Annotated in this window: 12 protein-coding genes; 1 reads left to right on the top strand and 11 read right to left on the bottom strand. The window is 69.7% G+C overall.

Going from position 1 to position 16,821, the window contains the following annotated elements; all coding sequences use genetic code 11:
• The 11 genes from ACYVMZ_RS04185 to ACYVMZ_RS04235 form a co-directional block, all read right to left on the bottom strand.
• Complete coding sequence (locus tag ACYVMZ_RS04185; RefSeq protein ID WP_461075504.1) at window positions 1–1,935, bottom strand: TIGR03960 family B12-binding radical SAM protein; 1,935 nt, start codon at window positions 1,933–1,935, stop codon at window positions 1–3.
• A gap of 72 nt (window positions 1,936–2,007) precedes the next feature.
• Window positions 2,008–3,579: a CYTH and CHAD domain-containing protein gene (locus tag ACYVMZ_RS04190; RefSeq protein ID WP_461075506.1), complete on the bottom strand. Its 1,572-nt coding sequence runs from the start codon at window positions 3,577–3,579 to the stop codon at window positions 2,008–2,010.
• Window positions 3,580–3,632: 53 nt separating this feature from the next.
• A complete protein-coding gene (gene rodA, locus ACYVMZ_RS04195) occupies window positions 3,633–4,835 on the bottom strand; it encodes a rod shape-determining protein RodA (protein WP_461075508.1) in 1,203 nt (400 codons plus the stop codon).
• Window positions 4,832–7,078, bottom strand: a complete 2,247-nt coding sequence (mrdA, locus tag ACYVMZ_RS04200; RefSeq protein WP_461075510.1) for a penicillin-binding protein 2 — start codon at window positions 7,076–7,078, stop codon at window positions 4,832–4,834. The genes rodA and mrdA overlap by 4 nt, the downstream gene beginning before the upstream one ends.
• Before the next feature lie 224 nt (window positions 7,079–7,302).
• Window positions 7,303–7,971, bottom strand: a complete 669-nt coding sequence (gene mreD / locus ACYVMZ_RS04205) for a rod shape-determining protein MreD (RefSeq protein WP_461075512.1) — start codon at window positions 7,969–7,971, stop codon at window positions 7,303–7,305.
• A 13-nt stretch (window positions 7,972–7,984) separates the two neighbouring features.
• Window positions 7,985–8,959, bottom strand: coding sequence for a rod shape-determining protein MreC (gene mreC, locus ACYVMZ_RS04210; RefSeq protein WP_461075514.1), 975 nt, complete (start codon window positions 8,957–8,959; stop codon window positions 7,985–7,987).
• A gap of 263 nt (window positions 8,960–9,222) precedes the next feature.
• Complete coding sequence (locus ACYVMZ_RS04215) at window positions 9,223–10,242, bottom strand: rod shape-determining protein (RefSeq protein ID WP_006133575.1); 1,020 nt, start codon at window positions 10,240–10,242, stop codon at window positions 9,223–9,225.
• Between the two features lie 269 nt (window positions 10,243–10,511).
• On the bottom strand, window positions 10,512–10,925 hold the full coding sequence (gene ndk / locus ACYVMZ_RS04220; RefSeq protein ID WP_461075517.1) for a nucleoside-diphosphate kinase: 414 nt from the start codon (window positions 10,923–10,925) through the stop codon (window positions 10,512–10,514).
• A 56-nt stretch (window positions 10,926–10,981) separates the two neighbouring features.
• Window positions 10,982–11,332 carry a DUF4233 domain-containing protein gene (locus tag ACYVMZ_RS04225; protein ID WP_461075519.1) on the bottom strand — a complete coding sequence of 117 codons (351 nt, stop codon included), beginning with the start codon at window positions 11,330–11,332 and terminating at the stop codon, window positions 10,982–10,984.
• A 10-nt stretch (window positions 11,333–11,342) separates the two neighbouring features.
• A complete protein-coding gene (folC, locus tag ACYVMZ_RS04230) occupies window positions 11,343–12,863 on the bottom strand; it encodes a bifunctional tetrahydrofolate synthase/dihydrofolate synthase (protein ID WP_461075521.1) in 1,521 nt (506 codons plus the stop codon).
• A gap of 183 nt (window positions 12,864–13,046) precedes the next feature.
• On the bottom strand, window positions 13,047–15,671 hold the full coding sequence (locus ACYVMZ_RS04235; RefSeq protein ID WP_461075523.1) for a valine--tRNA ligase: 2,625 nt from the start codon (window positions 15,669–15,671) through the stop codon (window positions 13,047–13,049).
• 138 nt (window positions 15,672–15,809) lie between these two features.
• Between ACYVMZ_RS04235 and ACYVMZ_RS04240 the strand changes: the two genes are divergently transcribed.
• On the top strand, window positions 15,810–16,787 hold the full coding sequence (locus tag ACYVMZ_RS04240; protein WP_461075525.1) for a hypothetical protein: 978 nt from the start codon (window positions 15,810–15,812) through the stop codon (window positions 16,785–16,787).
• Window positions 16,788–16,821: the final 34 nt, after the last annotated feature.

Raw genomic sequence — 16,821 nt, forward strand, 5'->3', positions numbered from 1 at the left:
CTACTTCTTGACCGTGAGCGGGAGCAGTTTCTTGCCGGTGGGGCCGATTTGTATGGCCGTGTCCATCTGCGGGCACACCCCGCAGTCGAAGCACGGCGTCCACCGGCAGTCCTCGACCTCCGTCTCGTCGAGGGCGTCCTGCCAGTCCTCCCAGAGCCAGTCCTTGTCCAGCCCCGAGTCCAGGTGGTCCCAGGGCAGGACCTCCTCGTAGGTGCGCTCGCGGGTGGTGTACCAGTCGACGTCCACGCCGTACGGCTCCAGCGCCTTTTCCGCGCAGGCCATCCAGCGGTCGTACGAGAAGTGCTCGCGCCAGCCGTCGAATCGGCCGCCGTCCTCGTAGACGGCCCGGATGACCGCGCCGATGCGGCGGTCGCCGCGGGAGAGGAGGCCCTCGACGATGCCGGGCTTGCCGTCGTGGTAGCGGAAGCCGATCGAGCGGCCGTACTTCTTGTCGCCGCGGATCTTGTCGCGCAGCTTGGCCAGGCGGGCGTCCGTCTCCTCGGCGGAGAGCTGCGGGGCCCACTGGAAGGGGGTGTGCGGCTTGGGGACGAAGCCGCCGATCGAGACCGTGCAGCGGATGTCGTTGGAGCCGGAGACCTCGCGGCCCTTCTGGATCACGCGGGTCGCCATGTCGGCGATCTGGAGGACGTCGTCGTCGGTCTCCGTGGGCAGGCCGCACATGAAGTAGAGCTTCACCTGGCGCCAGCCGTTGCCGTAGGCCGTCGCCACGGTCCTGATCAGGTCCTCTTCCGAGACCATCTTGTTGATGACCTTGCGGATGCGTTCCGAGCCGCCCTCCGGGGCGAACGTGAGGCCTGACCTCCGCCCATTCCTCGTCAGCTCGTTCGCCAGGTCGATGTTGAAGGCGTCCACGCGGGTGGAGGGGAGCGACAGGCCGATCTTGTCGTCCTCGTAGCGGTCGGCGAGGCCCTTGGCGATGTCGCCGATCTCGCTGTGGTCCGCGGACGACAGCGACAGCAGGCCGACCTCCTCGAAACCCGTCGCCTTCAGGCCCTGCTCGACCATGTCGCCGATGCCGGTGATGGAGCGCTCGCGCACCGGGCGCGTGATCATGCCGGCCTGGCAGAAGCGGCAGCCGCGGGTGCAGCCGCGGAAGATCTCCACCGACATGCGCTCGTGGACCGTCTCCGCGAGCGGGACCAGGGGCTGCTTGGGGTACGGCCACTCGTCGAGGTCCATGACCGTGTGCTTGGACACGCGCCACGGGACGCCCGACCGGTTCGGGACGACACGGGCGATACGGCCGTCCGGCAGGTACTCGACGTCGTAGAAGCCGGGGACGTACACCCCGCCCGTCTTCGCCAGGCGCAGCAGCAGCTCCTCGCGGCCGCCGGGGCGGCCCTCCGCCTTCCAGGCGCGGATGATCGCGGTGATCTCCAGGACCGCCTGCTCGCCGTCACCGATCACCGCACAGTCGATGAAGTCGGCGATCGGCTCGGGGTTGAACGCGGCGTGCCCGCCGGCCATGACGATCGGGTCGTCCAGCGTCCGGTCCTTGGCCTCCAGCGGGATGCCGGCCAGGTCCAGGGCCGTGAGCATGTTGGTGTAGCCGAGCTCGGTGGAGAAGCTCAGGCCGAGCACGTCGAAGGCGCGGACCGGCCGGTGGCTGTCCACCGTGAACTGCGGGACGCCGTGCTCCCGCATCAGGGCCTCCAGGTCCGGCCACACGCTGTAGGTGCGCTCGGCGAGGACGCCCTGCTGCTCGTTCAGCACCTCGTAGAGGATCATGACGCCCTGGTTGGGCAGCCCGACCTCGTACGCGTCGGGGTACATGAGCGCCCAGCGGACGTCGCAGGAGTCCCAGTCCTTGACCGTGGAGTTGAGCTCTCCGCCGACGTACTGGATCGGCTTCTGCACATGCGGGAGCAGTGCTTCGAGCTGCGGGAAGACAGACTCAGCGGCTTCGGCAGGCATCTCGCGGAACCTTTGTGTGCTGACAGGGGTGACCATTTAGCCTAACGCGGCCGGAGAGGTCCCCCGCACGCCTCAGAGCGCGGTCCCGTCCGTGATCGCCTGCCAGGCCGCGGGCAGCCGCCTCTCCACCTCCGCCGCGTGCCGTTCCTCACGCCCGTACAGGACGCCGTACGTGAAGGCGCTCTCCCCCGCCGCGTGCGCCTGGTGGGCCAGGTCGCGCAGGGCCTCGCGGGTCATCACGCTGTCCTGGTGGTCGCCCAGGAGGCCTTGGAGGGACTTCATCGACTTCACCAGGCCGGCCGCCGGATACCCGAGGACGCCCACGGCGGCCTCCGCCGAGTAGCGCGTCCGCTTGGCCTTCTTGCGGGCCTCGTGCAGGGTGAGGTCCCGCTCGCCGCCCGGCGGCTGCTCGAGGGCCTGCTCGACGAGCGCGGCCACCTGCCCGAAGTCCTTCCGTACGGCCTTGGCGATCACCTTCTCCGGTCTGCCCGCGGCGGCCTTCAGCAGCGGCGGCTCGGCGATCAGGGCGTCGAGCGTGTTCAGCAGCGCCAGGTACCGCCTGCCGTCGAGTACGGCGATCAGGCGGCGCCGGGAGCCGCCGCGCCGGGCGTGCGACCAGGTGCGCAGGCGGGTGCGGACGGGGCCGGTGAGGAGGTGGCGCGGGAGTGCGTCCAGGGCTGCCGTCAACCGTTCGGTCAGCACCTCCTGGTCGCGATCGACGCCCAACTCCCCTGCCAGCCACTTCAGTTCCTCGTCGATCGGGTCGGTCACGGCCCGGTCGAGGACCCTGTCGAAGGAGCGGAAGGCGCTGCGCAGCCGCCGGGTGGCGACCCGCATGCGGTGCACCGAGTCGTATTCGTCCCGCCGCACGGCCGGGTCGAGCTCGACGATCGCGTCCCGCTGGGCGCGGACGTACGCCAGGACGTGGTCGCCCGCGGTGACGGGACCGGCCAGGGCCTTCGCCGGGCTTTCCCGCCGCTTCTCCGGCTTCTCTTTCCTGCCCGAAGGGGCCTTCCCCGGGGCCTTCCGCGAGCGGGCCTTCCCCGAAGGGGCGGTCTCCGCCAGCGCCCGCGCCAGCTTGGACGCCGACGCGGACGGCCGTACGCCCGCCTTGCGCAGCCGCTTCTCGACCTTGTCGAGGAAGGCCGGATCACCGCCGTCGGCGAGTTCCACCTCGATCTCGGTCCACTGCGCCTCGCCGCCGTCGCCGGTGAGCCGGTCGGCGCGTACGGCGTCCACGCTGACCTCGGCGAGCAGCCCGCCGTCGGCGTCGACGAGGTGGCGTACGTCGCGGTCGGAGCGCAGCCGGACCACGGGCAGCAGCTCGGCGTCGCGGACGCGGGAGCGGACCAGCCCGGCGAGGGCGCGGGGGACGGTGTCGGACAGCGGGGCGTGGATCTCGTCCCGGACGCCGGGGGCGACGGGGAACTTCAGGTGCCAGCCCGCGTCGGAGCCGCCGGTGCGGCGGCGCAGGGTGATGGCGGAGGCGGCGAGGCGTTGGTCGGCGGTGTCGTAGTAGGTGGCGTCGAGGTGGGCGACGCCCTTGTCGAGGACGGTCGCGACCCCGGCGACGCCGGTCAGGTCGGGCAGGCCGCTGTCCTCGGACTCGTACTTCCGCTCTATCTCGCGCTTGGTGTCCGCCATGGACGGAATCTAGTCCGCGCGGGGGTGGGGCGGCAGTGGTCCGCCCCACTCGCTCAGGCGGACATCGGCCGCTGCACCCGGATCGACTGCAACAGGCCCACCGCTATCCACACCGCGAACATCGACGAGCCGCCGTACGACACGAACGGCAGCGGCAGGCCGGTGACCGGCATGATGCCCAGCGTCATGCCGATGTTCTCGAAGGTCTGGAAGGCGAACCAGGCGACGATGCCCGCGGCGACGATCGTGCCGTACAGGTCGGTCGTCTCCCGGGCGATCCGGCAGGCCCGCCACAGCACGATGCCGATCAGCACGATGATCAGGCCGCCGCCGACGAAGCCGAGCTCCTCCCCCGCCACCGTGAAGACGAAGTCCGTCTGCTGCTCGGGCACGAACTGGCCGGTGGTCTGCGAGCCGTGGAAGAGCCCGGCACCGGTCAGGCCCCCGGAGCCGATGGCGATACGGGCCTGGTTGGTGTTGTAGCCGACGCCCGCGGGGTCGAGCTCGGGGTTGGCGAAGGCGGCGAAGCGGTTGATCTGGTACTCGTCGAGCACGCCGAGCTGCCAGACGGTGATCGAGCCGATCAGGCCCGCGCCGATCAGGCCGAACACCCATCGGTTGGACGCCCCGGAGGCGAGCAGTACGCCGAGGACGATGACCACCATGACCATGACCGAGCCGAGGTCGGGCATGAGCATCACGATCAGCATGGGCACGACGGCCAGGCCGAGGGCCTGCACGACGGTGCGGTGGTCGGGGTACTGCTTGTCGCCCGCGTCGACCCGGGCCGCCAGCAGCATCGCCATGCCCAGGATGATCGTGACCTTCACGAACTCCGAGGGCTGGAGCGAGAAGCCGCCTCCGATCTGGATCCACGAGTGGGCGCCGTTGATGGTGGAGCCGAGCGGGGTGAGCACCAGCAGGATCAGGAAGACCGAGACGCCGTACAGGATCGGCACGGCCGTGCGCAGGGTGCGGTGGCCGAGCCAGATCGTGCCGGCCATCAGGGCGAACCCGATGCCGGTGTTCAGCAGGTGGCGGACCAGGAAGAAGTACGGGTCGCCCTGGTTGAGCTCGGTGCGGTTGCGGGTCGCCGAGAAGACGAGGAGCGAGCCCAGCAGCGACAGGGCCGTCGCCGACAGCAGTATCGGCCAGTCGAGCCGGCGGGCCACCGAGTCGCGGGCGAGGATCCGCGTCCAGCCGGACCGCTCGGGCCCGTACCCGGAGACCTGGAAGCTGTTCACGCCGCCGGTCATGTCGCCGACCTCCGGCTCGGCCGCCCGCGCCGCCGCCTGCGGGTGTCACGGTTCTCCGGCGACGGCGGCGGTGCCGTCGCGGGCTGCGTCGGGTCGGTCAGGGCGTTCTCGTCCTTCTCGGTGGCCCGCTGGTCCTTGGCCGGGTCCTTGGGGATCTTCGGGGCGGCGATGGTGCCGTCCGTCCTGACCTTCGGCAGGGCCTTCTGAGGGGTGGGCAGCAGCGCCTTCTTCTTGTCGATCTCGCCGTCCGGGGAGACGCCGTACAGCGCGTTGTAGATGTTGCGGACGGCCGGACCCGAGGCGCCGGAGCCGGTACCGCCCTGGGAGATCGTCATGACGACCGTGTAGTCCTTGGTGTACGTGGCGAACCACGAGGTCGTCTGCTTGCCGTAGACCTCGGCGGTACCCGTCTTGGCGTGCATCGGGATCTTGTCCTGCGGCCAGCCGCCGAACCGCCAGGCGGCCGTACCGCGGGTGGCGACTCCCGCGAGGGCTTCGTGTATCTCGTCACGGGTCTTCTGCGTCATCGGCAGCTTGCCGTGCGACTTGGGCTTGATCGGCGTGACGTGCTTGCCGTCGGCGCTGATGACCGCCTTGCCGACGGTGGGGGTGTAGAGAGTGCCGCCGTTGGAGATGGCCGCGTAGATGGTGGCCATCTGGATGGGTGTGACGAGGGTGTCGCCCTGGCCGATGGAGTAGTTGACGGAGTCACCGGCGCGCAGGCGGTTGCCTTCGAGGCAGTTCTCGTAGGCGATGCGCTGGGCGTAGTCGCCGTCCTTCTTGCCGGTCTTGCACCAGGCGTCCTTGTTGGCCTTCCAGTAGTCCAGCTTCCACTGGCGGTCGGGGACGCGGCCGGTGACCTCGTTGGGCAGGTCGATGCCGGTCTCCTTGCCGAGGCCGAACTGGTGGGCGGTCTTGTAGAACCAGTCGTTGGGGTTCTTCTTCGGCTTGGTGCCGCCGTCGCGCTTCCACTCCTCGTGGGCGAGCCGGTAGAAGACGGTGTCGCAGGAGACCTCCAGGGCGCGGCCGAGGCTGATCGGGCCGTGGTTCTGCGACTCGAAGTTCTTGAAGACCTGGCCGCCGATGGAGTAGCTGCTGGAGCAGTTGTAGGGACCGTTGAACGAGTAGCCGGCGTTGACGGCGGCGGCCGTCGGGATCACCTTGAAGATGGAGCCCGGTGCCGACTGGCCCTGGATCGCGCGGTTGAGCAGCGGGTAGTTGGACTTCTTGCCGGTGAGCTTGGCGTAGTCCTTGGCGGAGATGCCGCCGACCCAGGCGTTCGGGTCGTACGTCGGGTTGGACGCCATGGCGACGACCCGTCCGGTCTTGGCCTCCATGACGACGACGGCACCGGAGTCGGCCTTGTAGTTGGTGCCGGTGTTCCGGTCGTGCTCCTTGCGGGCGGTCTTCATCGCCTCGTTCAGCTCGTACTCGGCGACCCGCTGGACGCGCGCGTCGATGCTGGTGACGAGATTGTCGCCGGGCTGGGCGGGGTCGGCCTCCGCCTGGCCGATGACACGGCCGAGGTTGTCGACCTCGTAGCGGGTGACGCCGGCCTTGCCGCGCAGCTCCTTGTCGTACTCGCGCTCCAGGCCGGAGCGGCCGACCTGGTCGGAGCGCAGGTACGGCGAGTCGGTGTCCTGGGCCTTCTGCAGCTCCTCGTCGGTGACGGGCGAGAGGTAGCCGAGGACCTGCGCGGTGTTGGCCTGGGCGGGGCTCGGGTAGCGGCGTACCGCCTGGGGCTCGGCGGTGATGCCGGGGAAGTCCTCGGCGCGCTCACGGATCTGCAGAGCCTGCTTGGGGGTGGCCTCGTCGGTGATGGGGATCGGCTGGTACGGCGAGCCGTTCCAGCACGGCTGGGGCGTCTTGGCGTCGCACAGCCGGACCTTCTCCATGACCTCCTTGGGCGTCATGCCCAGCACGCCGGCCAGCTTGGTCAGGACGGCTTTGCCGTCGTCCTTCATCTTCAGCAGGTCGGTGCGGGAGGCGGACACCACCAGCCGGGTCTCGTTGTCGGCGAGCGGCACCCCGCGCGCGTCCAGGATCGAGCCGCGTACGGCGGGCTGGACGACCTGCTGGACGTGGTTGCCGGAGGCCTCCTTGGCGTAGGCCTCGCCCTCGCGGATCTGCAGGTACCACAGGCGTCCGCCGAGGGTGCCGAGGAGGGAGAGGACGAGGACCTGGATGACGACGAGCCGGATCTGGACCCGTGGACTGCGCCCGGTCTCAGGGATGTTGGTCACTGCGGCTGCCTCCCCCTCTCAGTGCGCGTGCGAGTGTGTGGGTACGAAGAGTGTCGAGCGCGTGTGTCCATGAGACGCATGCGGGTGTACGCGCGATGCGTGCGTGCGTACGTCTGATGGGTGCGTGCGTACGAGTGCTGCGTGCGTGCGTACGAGTGATGAACGGCGGGCCCGCCCGGCAGGGTTCCGCCCGGCCTCACCCGTTCCGGTGAACTTCCCTGCCGTCACAGCCGCTTGACCCCCTTGATGCGCCCCGCGCGGGCCATCCGCGCCCGGGCCGCCTTCACCCGCAGCCCGCCCCGCTGTCCGCCGATCCTGAGGCCCGTGCCGCTGGAGAGCCAGCCGGAGGAGATGTCGGTGGTCTTGGCGGAGGTGGTTTCGGCGAGCGGATCGTTCTCGGCGCGCCGGGCCAGGGCCATCACCCCGGGGACGACGAACGGGGCGAGCAGCAGGTCGTACAGGGCGGCCGTGAACAGCAGGCTGCCCAGGCCCACATGGCGGGCGGCGGTGTCGCCGACGAGAGCGCCGACCCCGGCGTACAGCAGGGTGGAGCCGATGGCGGCGGCGACGACCACGACCATGGGGCCGGTGGCCGACTTGAGCTGGCCGGTCTCGGGTTTGACGAGGCCGGCGAGGTAGCCGATGACGCACAGCACCAGCGCGTAGCGTCCGGCCGCGTGGTCGGCGGGCGGCGCCAGGTCGGCGAGCAGTCCGGCGCCGAAGCCGATGAGGGCGCCGCCGACGTGCCCGTAGACCAGGGCGAGGCCGAGGACGGTGAGCAGCAGTATGTCGGGTACGGCGCCCGGGAGGTGGAGGCGGGCGAGGACGCTCACCTGAATCACCAGGGCGACGACGACCAGGGTCGAGGAGAGCAGGATCCGGTTGAGGCGCATGGGGTGACAGCTCCTACTGCTCTTGCTGGGTCTGGCCGTCGGCGGACGCCTGACCGTCGCCAGGCACCTGGGCGTCTTCGGCGCCCGGCGTCACGGTGACCGTCACGGTCGGCCTGGGGGTCGGCTTGGGCTTGGCCGGAAGCACCGTGTCGCGTGGGTCCTTCTTGGGGGCCTGGACGACGACGCCGACGATGTCGAGCTTGGTGAAGCTGACGTACGGCGTGACGTACAGAGTGCGGGTCAGGTCGCCGCCGGAGGGGTCGACACGGGAGACGACGCCGACCGGCACACCGGGCACGAACGGCCGGTCCGCCTGCGAGCCGAAGGTGACGAGCCGGTCGCCCTTCTTCACCTCGGCCTTTCCGTTGAGGAGTTCGACGCGCAGCGGGCGGTCACCCTGCCCGGAGGCGAAGCCGAGTTCGTCGCTGCCCTCCATCCGGGTGCCGACGGTGAAGTCGGGGTCGCTGGCGAGCAGCACGGTCGCGGTGTTGGGCCCGACGGTCGTCACCCGCCCGACCAGCCCGTCCCCGTTGAGGACGGTCATGTCGCGCTTGATGCCGTCGTTGACGCCGACGTCGATGGTGATGGTCCAGGAGAAGCCCTGTGCGGCCCCTATGGCGATGACCTCGGCGCCCTTGATGCCGTACTGGCCCTGGCCGGCGATCTTCAGGATCTTGTCGAGCTGCTTGAGGCGGCTGCGGCTGCGGTCGTCGCTGCCGAGCCGGGCCTTCAGGGCCGCGTTCTCCTTCTCCAGCCGGGCGAGCCGGTCGTGCCGCTCGCCGGAGTCGCGGATCGCGGCGACCGCGTTGCCGATCGGGTCGACCGCGGTGGACACCCCGTTCTCGATCGGACCGAAGACCGTGGCCGCGGCCCGCCGGGCACCGTCGACCGGTGAGTCCTCCCCGCCACGAATGTCCACCGTGATCAGCGCGAAAGCGATGGCGATCAGCAGCACCAGGAGCAGCCGGCTCTCTCGTGTGTCCCTCACGTGCGGCGGCCGTGCCTTCCTCGTCGAGAACGGGTATGAGGTGTCGGGTTGTTCAGGTGTTGTGGCCGAACTCGTCCCTTTGCGAAGAGCCCGTTGTCGGGGACCTCGTTATGGGTGAGCTCGTTACGGATGAGCCCGTTGTGGATGAGCCCGTTATGGATGAGCCCGTTATGGGAGTTCGTTATGGGTGAGCTTATGCCTCGATATCAACGATCCGCCGTACGAGCGGAGATCGTCCCGTACGGCGGAATCGAAGAGTTGCGTCATCTGCGCGGCTGGGCGTCCAGCACCTGCTGCAGTGCCTCGAACTCCTCGACGCACTTGCCGGAGCCCAGCGCCACGCTGTCCAGCGGGTCCTCGGCGATGTGGATCGGCATACCGGTCTCGCGGCGCAGCCGCTCGTCCAGCCCGCGCAGCAGTGCTCCGCCGCCGGTCAGAACGATTCCCCGGTCCATGATGTCGCCGGACAGCTCCGGCGGACACTTGTCGAGGGTCGTCTTGACGGCGTCGACGATGGCGTTGACGGGCTCCTCGATCGCCTTGCGCACTTCGGCGGCGGAGATGACGACGGTCTTCGGCAGCCCGGAGACCAGGTCCCGGCCGCGGATTTCGGTGTGCTCGTCGGTGTCGAGGTCGTACGCCGAACCAATCGTGATCTTGATCTGTTCGGCCGTCCGCTCACCCAGCAGGAGGGAGTACTCCTTCTTGATGTGCTGGATGATCGCGTTGTCCAGTTCGTCGCCGGCGACGCGGATGGACTGGGCGGTGACGATGCCGCCGAGGGAGATGACCGCGACCTCCGTGGTGCCGCCGCCGATGTCGACCACCATGTTGCCCGTGGCCTCGTGGACCGGCAGGCCGGAGCCGATGGCCGCGGCCATGGGCTCCTCGATGATGTGCACCTGGCGGGCGCCGGCCTGGGACGACGCCTCGATGACGGCGCGGCGCTCGACGCCGGTGATGCCCGAGGGCACACAGACGACGACCCGCGGACGAGCCAGATAGCGCCGCTTGTGGATCTTCAGGATGAAGTAGCGGAGCATCCGCTCGGTGATCTCGAAGTCGGCGATGACGCCGTCCTTCAGCGGACGCACGGCAACGATGTTGCCGGGCGTGCGCCCGATCATCTTCTTCGCTTCGGCGCCGACCGCGAGGATGCCACCGGTGTTGGTGTTGATCGCGACGACGGACGGCTCGTTGAGTACGATCCCGCGACCCCTGACGTACACCAGCGTGTTGGCGGTCCCGAGGTCGACAGCCATGTCACGGCCGATGAACGACATTGAGTTCCCCATCAGGATTCGTCTGGCCTTCCCAGGAGCTTTTGAGGGCTTTTCAGGTCGGCGTGGTGGGTGCTGTGACGTGAAGGCTTCCATCGTAGACGCGCCTTCGCGAACACTGCGGGAGGGTCTCCGCCATTGTCAGCAGATGCAGGGCGGGTTCGCTTCTGGAGACGAGCGTTCGGGGACCATCGTTCCCTCGATCGCCACGCATATGCCAGAAAGCCCGGGGGCGGTGGCCCGGCCCCCGGACTTCCGTCGCCGCACGCGCGTCAGGCGCGGCCGGGGAAGAAGATCTTCACCTCGCGCTCGGCGGACTCCTCGGAGTCGGAGGCGTGGATCAGGTTCTCGCGGACGATGACGCCGTAGTCGCCGCGGATCGAACCGGGCGGCGCGGCGATCGGGTCGGTCGGGCCGGCCAGCTGGCGCAGGCCCTCGATGACCCGCTCACCCTCGACGATCATCGCCACGACCGGGCCGGAGGCCATGAACTCCACCAGCGGCTCGTAGAAGGGCTTGCCCTTGTGCTCGCCGTAGTGCTGTTCCAGCGTGTCCTGGTCCAGGGTGCGCAGCTCCAGCGCGGTGATCTGCCAGCCGGCCTTGCGCTCGATACGGCTGATGATCTCGCCGGTCAGGCCACGACGGACGGCGTCGGGCTTGAGGAGGACGAGGGTGCGCTGGGTCACGGCGGGGCTCCTTGGAATCAAAGGATGTGCGGGAGGATGAGGTTACAAGGTCGTGCTCACGCAGCGTCAGGTTGGTCGGCCTGGGCAGCGAATCTGGCCTTGGCCTCGTCCACCTTCCGCCCGTAGTGCACCGACGCCCACCACAGCGCGGCGAAGATCGCCCCCAGGAAGAACATGAGCGGGACGAAGACGCCGGAGGCGACGAGGGCGATCTGCAGGGCCCAGCCGAGGGCGACTCCGCCGGGCCGGGTGACGAGCCCGCACAGCACCAGGCACAGGAACATCGCGACGCCGCACACCGTCCACACCGTGCTGACGGACAGGTCCGGGTCCTTCATCGCGACGAGCCCGGCGAAGCCGATGATGAAGACCTCGCCGATCAGGGTCGAGGAGCAGAGCGTACGCATCTTTGAGAACTCAGCCCTTTCCCAGGAGCAGTCGGGCCTCGCCGACGGTGATGACGGAGCCGGTGACGAGCACACCGCCGCCCGCGAACTCGCCCTCCTCCTCGGCGAGCGTGATCGCGGCCTCCAGCGCGTCCGGCAGCCGGGGCTCGACCTGGACGCGCTCCTCGCCGAACACCTCGACGGCGATCGCGGCCAGCGCGTCGGCGTCCATCGCGCGGTGGCTGGAGTTCTGGGTCACGACGACCTCGGCGAAGATCGGTTCGAAGGCCTCCAGCAGCCCCCGTACGTTCTTGTCGCCGCTCGCGCCGACGACCCCGATGAGTCGGCTGAACTGGAAGGCCTCCCCGATCGCCTCGGCGGCGGCCCGGGCGCCCGCCGGGTTGTGGGCGGCGTCCAGCACCACGGTCGGCGAGCGCCGTACGACCTCCAGCCGCCCCGGGGAGGCGACGGACGCGAACGCCTTGCGCACGGTGTCCGCGTCGAGCGTCTCGGCCCGCTGGGCGCCCACGCCGAAGAAGGCCTCGACGGCGGCGAGCGCGACGGCGGCGTTGTGCGCCTGGTGGGCGCCGTGCAGGGGGATGTAGATGTCGGTGTATTCACCACCGAGCCCGCGCAGCGTCAGCAGCTGCCCGCCGACGGCGACCTGCCGTGAGACGACTCCGAACTCCAGCCCCTCTCGGGCGAGGGTCGCGTCGACCTCCACGGCCTTCTTCAGCAGCACCTGCGCCGCGTCGACGGGCTGCTGGGCCATGATCACGGTCGCGTCCTGCTTGATGATCCCGGCCTTCTCGGTCGCGATCTCGCCGGGCGTGGCGCCGAGCCGGTCGGTGTGGTCCAGGTCGATGGGCGTGACGACGGCGACGGTCCCGTCGATCACGTTGGTGGCGTCCCAGCTGCCGCCCATGCCCACTTCCACGACGGCGACGTCCACGGGCGCGTCGGCGAACGCGGCGTACGCCATGCCGGTGAGCACCTCGAAGAAGGACAGCCGGAACTCCTGCTGGGAGTCGACCATCTCCACGTACGGCTTGATGTCCTGGTACGTCTCGACGAACCGCTCGGCGGAGATGGGGGCGCCGTCGAGGCTGATCCGCTCGGTGACGGACTGCACGTGCGGCGAGGTGTACCGCCCGGTCCGCAGGTCGAAGGCGCCGAGCAGCGCCTCGATCATGCGGGCGGTGGAGGTCTTGCCGTTGGTCCCGGTGATGTGGATGGAGGGATACGACCGCTGCGGCTCGCCGAGGACGTCCATCAGCGCGGCGATCCGGCTGACGGAGGGCTCCAGCTTGGTCTCGCCCCAGCGGGTCGCGAGCTCCGCCTCGACCTCCCGCAGGGCCGCGTCCACCTCCGGGTCCTCGGGCCGCGCGGGCACGTCGGCCTGCGGTGGTCCGCCCTGCGTGCGCAGGGTACGGCTGCCGGCCTCGATCACCGCGAGATCGGGGTCGCGGTTGGTCTCCTCCGCGATGATCTCTTCGAAGGGGTCGAGGGGGTCGGGCTGGGCGTCGTCACCGTTCGGGGGGAGCTCACTCACGGGGCCAGTCTAAGGCGGCGCCCGTCGAGGGGGGTCGCTGGTCTCGTTCGGCGGCTGCGGGTTCGTCCGTGGTTGCTCGCGCACGCGGCGGAGCCGCATATCGATACAGCCCCGCGCCCCCTGCGGGCAGGGAAAGGCCCCCGGCGCTCGGCAGCTCCGGGGGCCCTCACCCCGTACGCACCCTTACGCCTGGGGCAGCTTCTCCAGCTGGGCCTGGATGCGGGCGATGTCCTCCTCCGCCTTGGCCAGGCGCGTCCGGATCTTCTCCTTGACCTGCTCCGGCGCCTTGGCGAGGAACGCCTCGTTGCCCAGCTTGGCCGTGGCCTGTGCCTTCTCCTTCTCGGCGGCGGCGAGGTCCTTGGCCAGGCGCTTGCGCTCCGCGGCCACGTCGATCGCGCCGGAGAGGTCGAGCGCGACCTCCACGCCCGCCGCCGGCAGGGTCGCCGTGGCGGTGAAGGCCTCGCCCTCCGGCTGCAGGCGCAGCAGCTGGCGGATGGCGGGCTCGTGCGGGGCCAGTGCCGTGCCCTCCAGGGCCAGCCGGGCCGGGACCCGCTGCCCGGGCTGCAGGCCCTGGTCCGCGCGGAAGCGGCGGACCTCGGTGATCAGCGACTGCAGGGTCTCGATCTCCCGCTCGGCGTCCGCGTCACGGAAGCCGCCGTCCGTGGGCCACTCGGCGATGACGACGGACTCGCCGCCGGTCAGCGTGGTCCACAGCGTCTCCGTCACGAACGGCATGACCGGGTGCAGCAGACGCAGGGTGACGTCGAGGACCTCGCCGAGGACCCGCTTGCTGACCTCGGCCGCCTCGCCGCCCGCGGCGAACGTCGTCTTGGACAGCTCGACGTACCAGTCGAAGACCTCGTCCCAGGCGAAGTGGAACAGGGAGTCGGACAGCTTCGCGAACTGGTAGTCCTCGTAGTACGCGTCGACCTCGGCGACCACTGAGTTCAGCCGGGAGAGGATCCAGCGGTCCGTGGACGACATCTTCGCCGGGTCCGGCAGCGGGCCGGCCACCGTGGCGCCGTTCATCAGCGCGAAGCGCGTCGCGTTCCACACCTTGTTGGCGAAGTTGCGGGAGCCCTGCACCCAGTCCTCGCCGATCGGGACGTCGACGCCCGGGTTGGCGCCGCGCGCGAGCGTGAAGCGCAGCGCGTCGGAGCCGTACTTGTCCATCCAGTCCAGCGGGTCGACGACGTTCCCGAAGGACTTGGACATCTTCTTGCCGTTCTGGTCACGGACCATGCCGTGCAGGGCGATGGTGTGGAACGGCGGGGTGCCGTCCATGGCGTACAGGCCGAACATCATCATCCGGGCGACCCAGAAGAAGAGGATGTCGTAGCCGGTGACCAGGACGGAGTTCGGATAGAACTTCTGCAGGCTCTCGGTCCGCTCGGGCCAGCCCAGCGTGGAGAACGGCCACAGGCCGGAGGAGAACCAGGTGTCCAGGACGTCGGAGTCCTGGTACCAGCCCTCGCCGCTCGGCGGCTCCTCGTCCGGACCGACGCAGACGACCTCGCCGTTCGGGCCGTACCAGACCGGGATGCGGTGGCCCCACCACAGCTGGCGCGAGATGCACCAGTCGTGGAGGTTGTCGACCCAGTCGAAGTACCGCTTCTCCATCTCCTGCGGGTGGATCTTGACCTTGCCCTCGCGGACGGCGTCACCGGCGGCCTTCGCCAGTGGGCCGACCTTGACCCACCACTGCATGGACAGGCGGGGCTCGATGGTGGTCTTGCAGCGCGAGCAGTGGCCGACCGAGTGGACGTACGGCCGCTTCTCGGCGACGATCCGGCCCTCGGCGCGCAGCGCGGCGACGATGGCGGAGCGGGCCTCGAGCCGGTCCAGACCCTGGAAGGGGCCATGGGCGGTGATGACCGCGTGCTCGTCCATGATCGTGAGCGCCGGGAGGTCGTGGCGCTGGCCGATCTCGAAGTCGTTCGGGTCGTGGGCGGGGGTGACCTTGACGGCACCCGTCCCGAACTCGGGGTCGACGTGCTCGTCGGCGACGACCGGGATGCGGCGGCCGGTCAGCGGCAGCTCGATCTCCGTGCCGACGAGGTGGCGGTACCGCTCGTCCTCCGGGTGGACGGCGACGGCGGTGTCGCCGAGCATCGTCTCGGCGCGGGTGGTGGCGACGACGATGGACGTGTCGCCCTCGCCGTAGCGGATGGAGACGAGCTCGCCGTCGTCGTCCTGGTACTCCACCTCGATGTCGGAGATGGCGGTCAGACAGCGCGGGCACCAGTTGATGATGCGCTCGGCGCGGTAGATCAGCTCGTCGTCGTAGAGCCGCTTGAAGATGGTCTGGACGGCCTCGGACAGGCCCTCGTCCATGGTGAAGCGCTCACGTGACCAGGCGACGCCGTCACCGAGCCGCTTCATCTGCCCGGAGATCTGCCCGCCGGACTCGGCCTTCCACTGCCAGACCCGCTCGACGAACGCCTCACGGCCCAGGTCGTGGCGGGACTTGCCCTCCTTGCCGAGCTCCCGCTCGACGACGTTCTGCGTGGCGATACCGGCGTGGTCCATGCCGGGCTGCCACAGCGTCTCGTAACCCTGCATGCGCTTGCGGCGCGTCAGGGCGTCGATGAGGGTGTGCTCGAAGGCGTGCCCCAGGTGGAGCGAGCCGGTGACGTTCGGCGGCGGGATGACGATGGTGTATGGGGGCTTGTCGCTCTTCTCGTCCGCCTCGAAGTAGCCCCGCTCTACCCAGCGCTCGTACAGCTTCCCCTCTACCTCGGCCGGCGTGTACTGGGTCGGCAGTTCGGTCGTGGGCGCTGATTGCGGCTGCTGAGTGTTCTCGGTCACGGGGGTCAGTTTAGAGGTGTCACGACCGAGTCCCGAAACGCGATTCCTTTGTAACGGTGGGGCCCCCGATGCCATGCACACGCCGTGTCTGCGCCAGGATGGCTGAAACACATAAGCATCTGGAGGGGAACCCAGAACATGAGCTACAACCAGCCGGGCCCGTACGGCGGGCAGCCCCAGCAGCCCGGACCGTACGGCCAGCCGGGACCGTACGGCCAGCCGCCGCAGGCTCCCCAGCCCGGCTACGGCTACCCCCAGCAGGCTCCGCCCGCCCAGCCCGGTTACGGCTACCCGCAGCAGCCCCCGCAGGGTGTTCCGCCCCAGGCCCCTTACGGACAGCAGCCGCCCTACGGCCAGCAGCCGCCCTACGGCCAGGCCCCGTACGGCGTGCCGCAGCCGCCGGCGCCGGGTGGTGGCAAGAAGAAGGCCGGCCTGATCATCGGGGCCGTCGCCGTCGTCGCGGCGATCGCTGTGGGCGCGTACTTCGTGATCGGCGGGGGCGGCGGGGCGGGCGGCCTTGAGGACGACGGCGCACACAAGCTGACGACGCCGGCGACCGTGCTCAGCGAGTACAAGCGGGTCGGCGAGGGCAACCAGTCCAGTGACTCCGAGACCGCCGAGGACATGGCCAAGAGCGGCGTCAAGGACGGCACGGCCGTCGTCGGCCAGTGGTCGACCGCCGACTTCAGCGACTACGACCCGTCGGACCCCTCCACGATTCCCGACCGCTCCGAGCTGCTGACCGCCAAGGGCGTCACGATGGTGGGTGGTTACGGGAAGATCGACGACCCGCAGGCCGTTCTGGACAAGTTCTTCGCCTCCATTCAGAAGGAGGCCAAGGAGAGCTCCACCAGCAACACCGGCGGCATGCAGAACGCGGAACTGGTCGGCGAACCCGAGGAGGTCGAGATCGACGGCGCGGTCGCCAAGTGCCAGTCGACCAAGAGCACCAACGCGCTGACCAAGAAGCAGTCGACCGACTGGTTCTGCGCCTGGGCCGACTACAGCACGGTCGCCATGGTCTCGCCCGGTGACAACGCCGGCACGGGCGTGCCCAAGGACACCACGGTCGACATCACCACCAAGCTCCGCGAGGAGATCCGGGTCAAGGCCTGACGCCGCACACCCTCAACGACGAAAGGGCCCCGGT

It is taken from the genome of Streptomyces deserti, assembly GCF_054782695.1.

Excerpts from the sequence above, each read along its gene's own strand:
- ACYVMZ_RS04190 (WP_461075506.1), bottom strand. The coding sequence starts at position 3,579 with ATGGCGGACACCAAGCGCGAGATAGAGCGGAAGTACGAGTCCGAGGAC.
- ACYVMZ_RS04185 (WP_461075504.1), bottom strand. The coding sequence starts at position 1,935 with ATGCCTGCCGAAGCCGCTGAGTCTGTCTTCCCGCAGCTCGAAGCACTG.
- ACYVMZ_RS04215 (WP_006133575.1), bottom strand. The coding sequence starts at position 10,242 with ATGTCGTTCATCGGCCGTGACATGGCTGTCGACCTCGGGACCGCCAAC.
- mreD (WP_461075512.1), bottom strand. The coding sequence starts at position 7,971 with ATGCGCCTCAACCGGATCCTGCTCTCCTCGACCCTGGTCGTCGTCGCC.
- rodA (WP_461075508.1), bottom strand. The coding sequence starts at position 4,835 with ATGACCGGCGGCGTGAACAGCTTCCAGGTCTCCGGGTACGGGCCCGAG.
- ACYVMZ_RS04240 (WP_461075525.1), top strand. The coding sequence starts at position 15,810 with ATGAGCTACAACCAGCCGGGCCCGTACGGCGGGCAGCCCCAGCAGCCC.
- ACYVMZ_RS04225 (WP_461075519.1), bottom strand. The coding sequence starts at position 11,332 with ATGCGTACGCTCTGCTCCTCGACCCTGATCGGCGAGGTCTTCATCATC.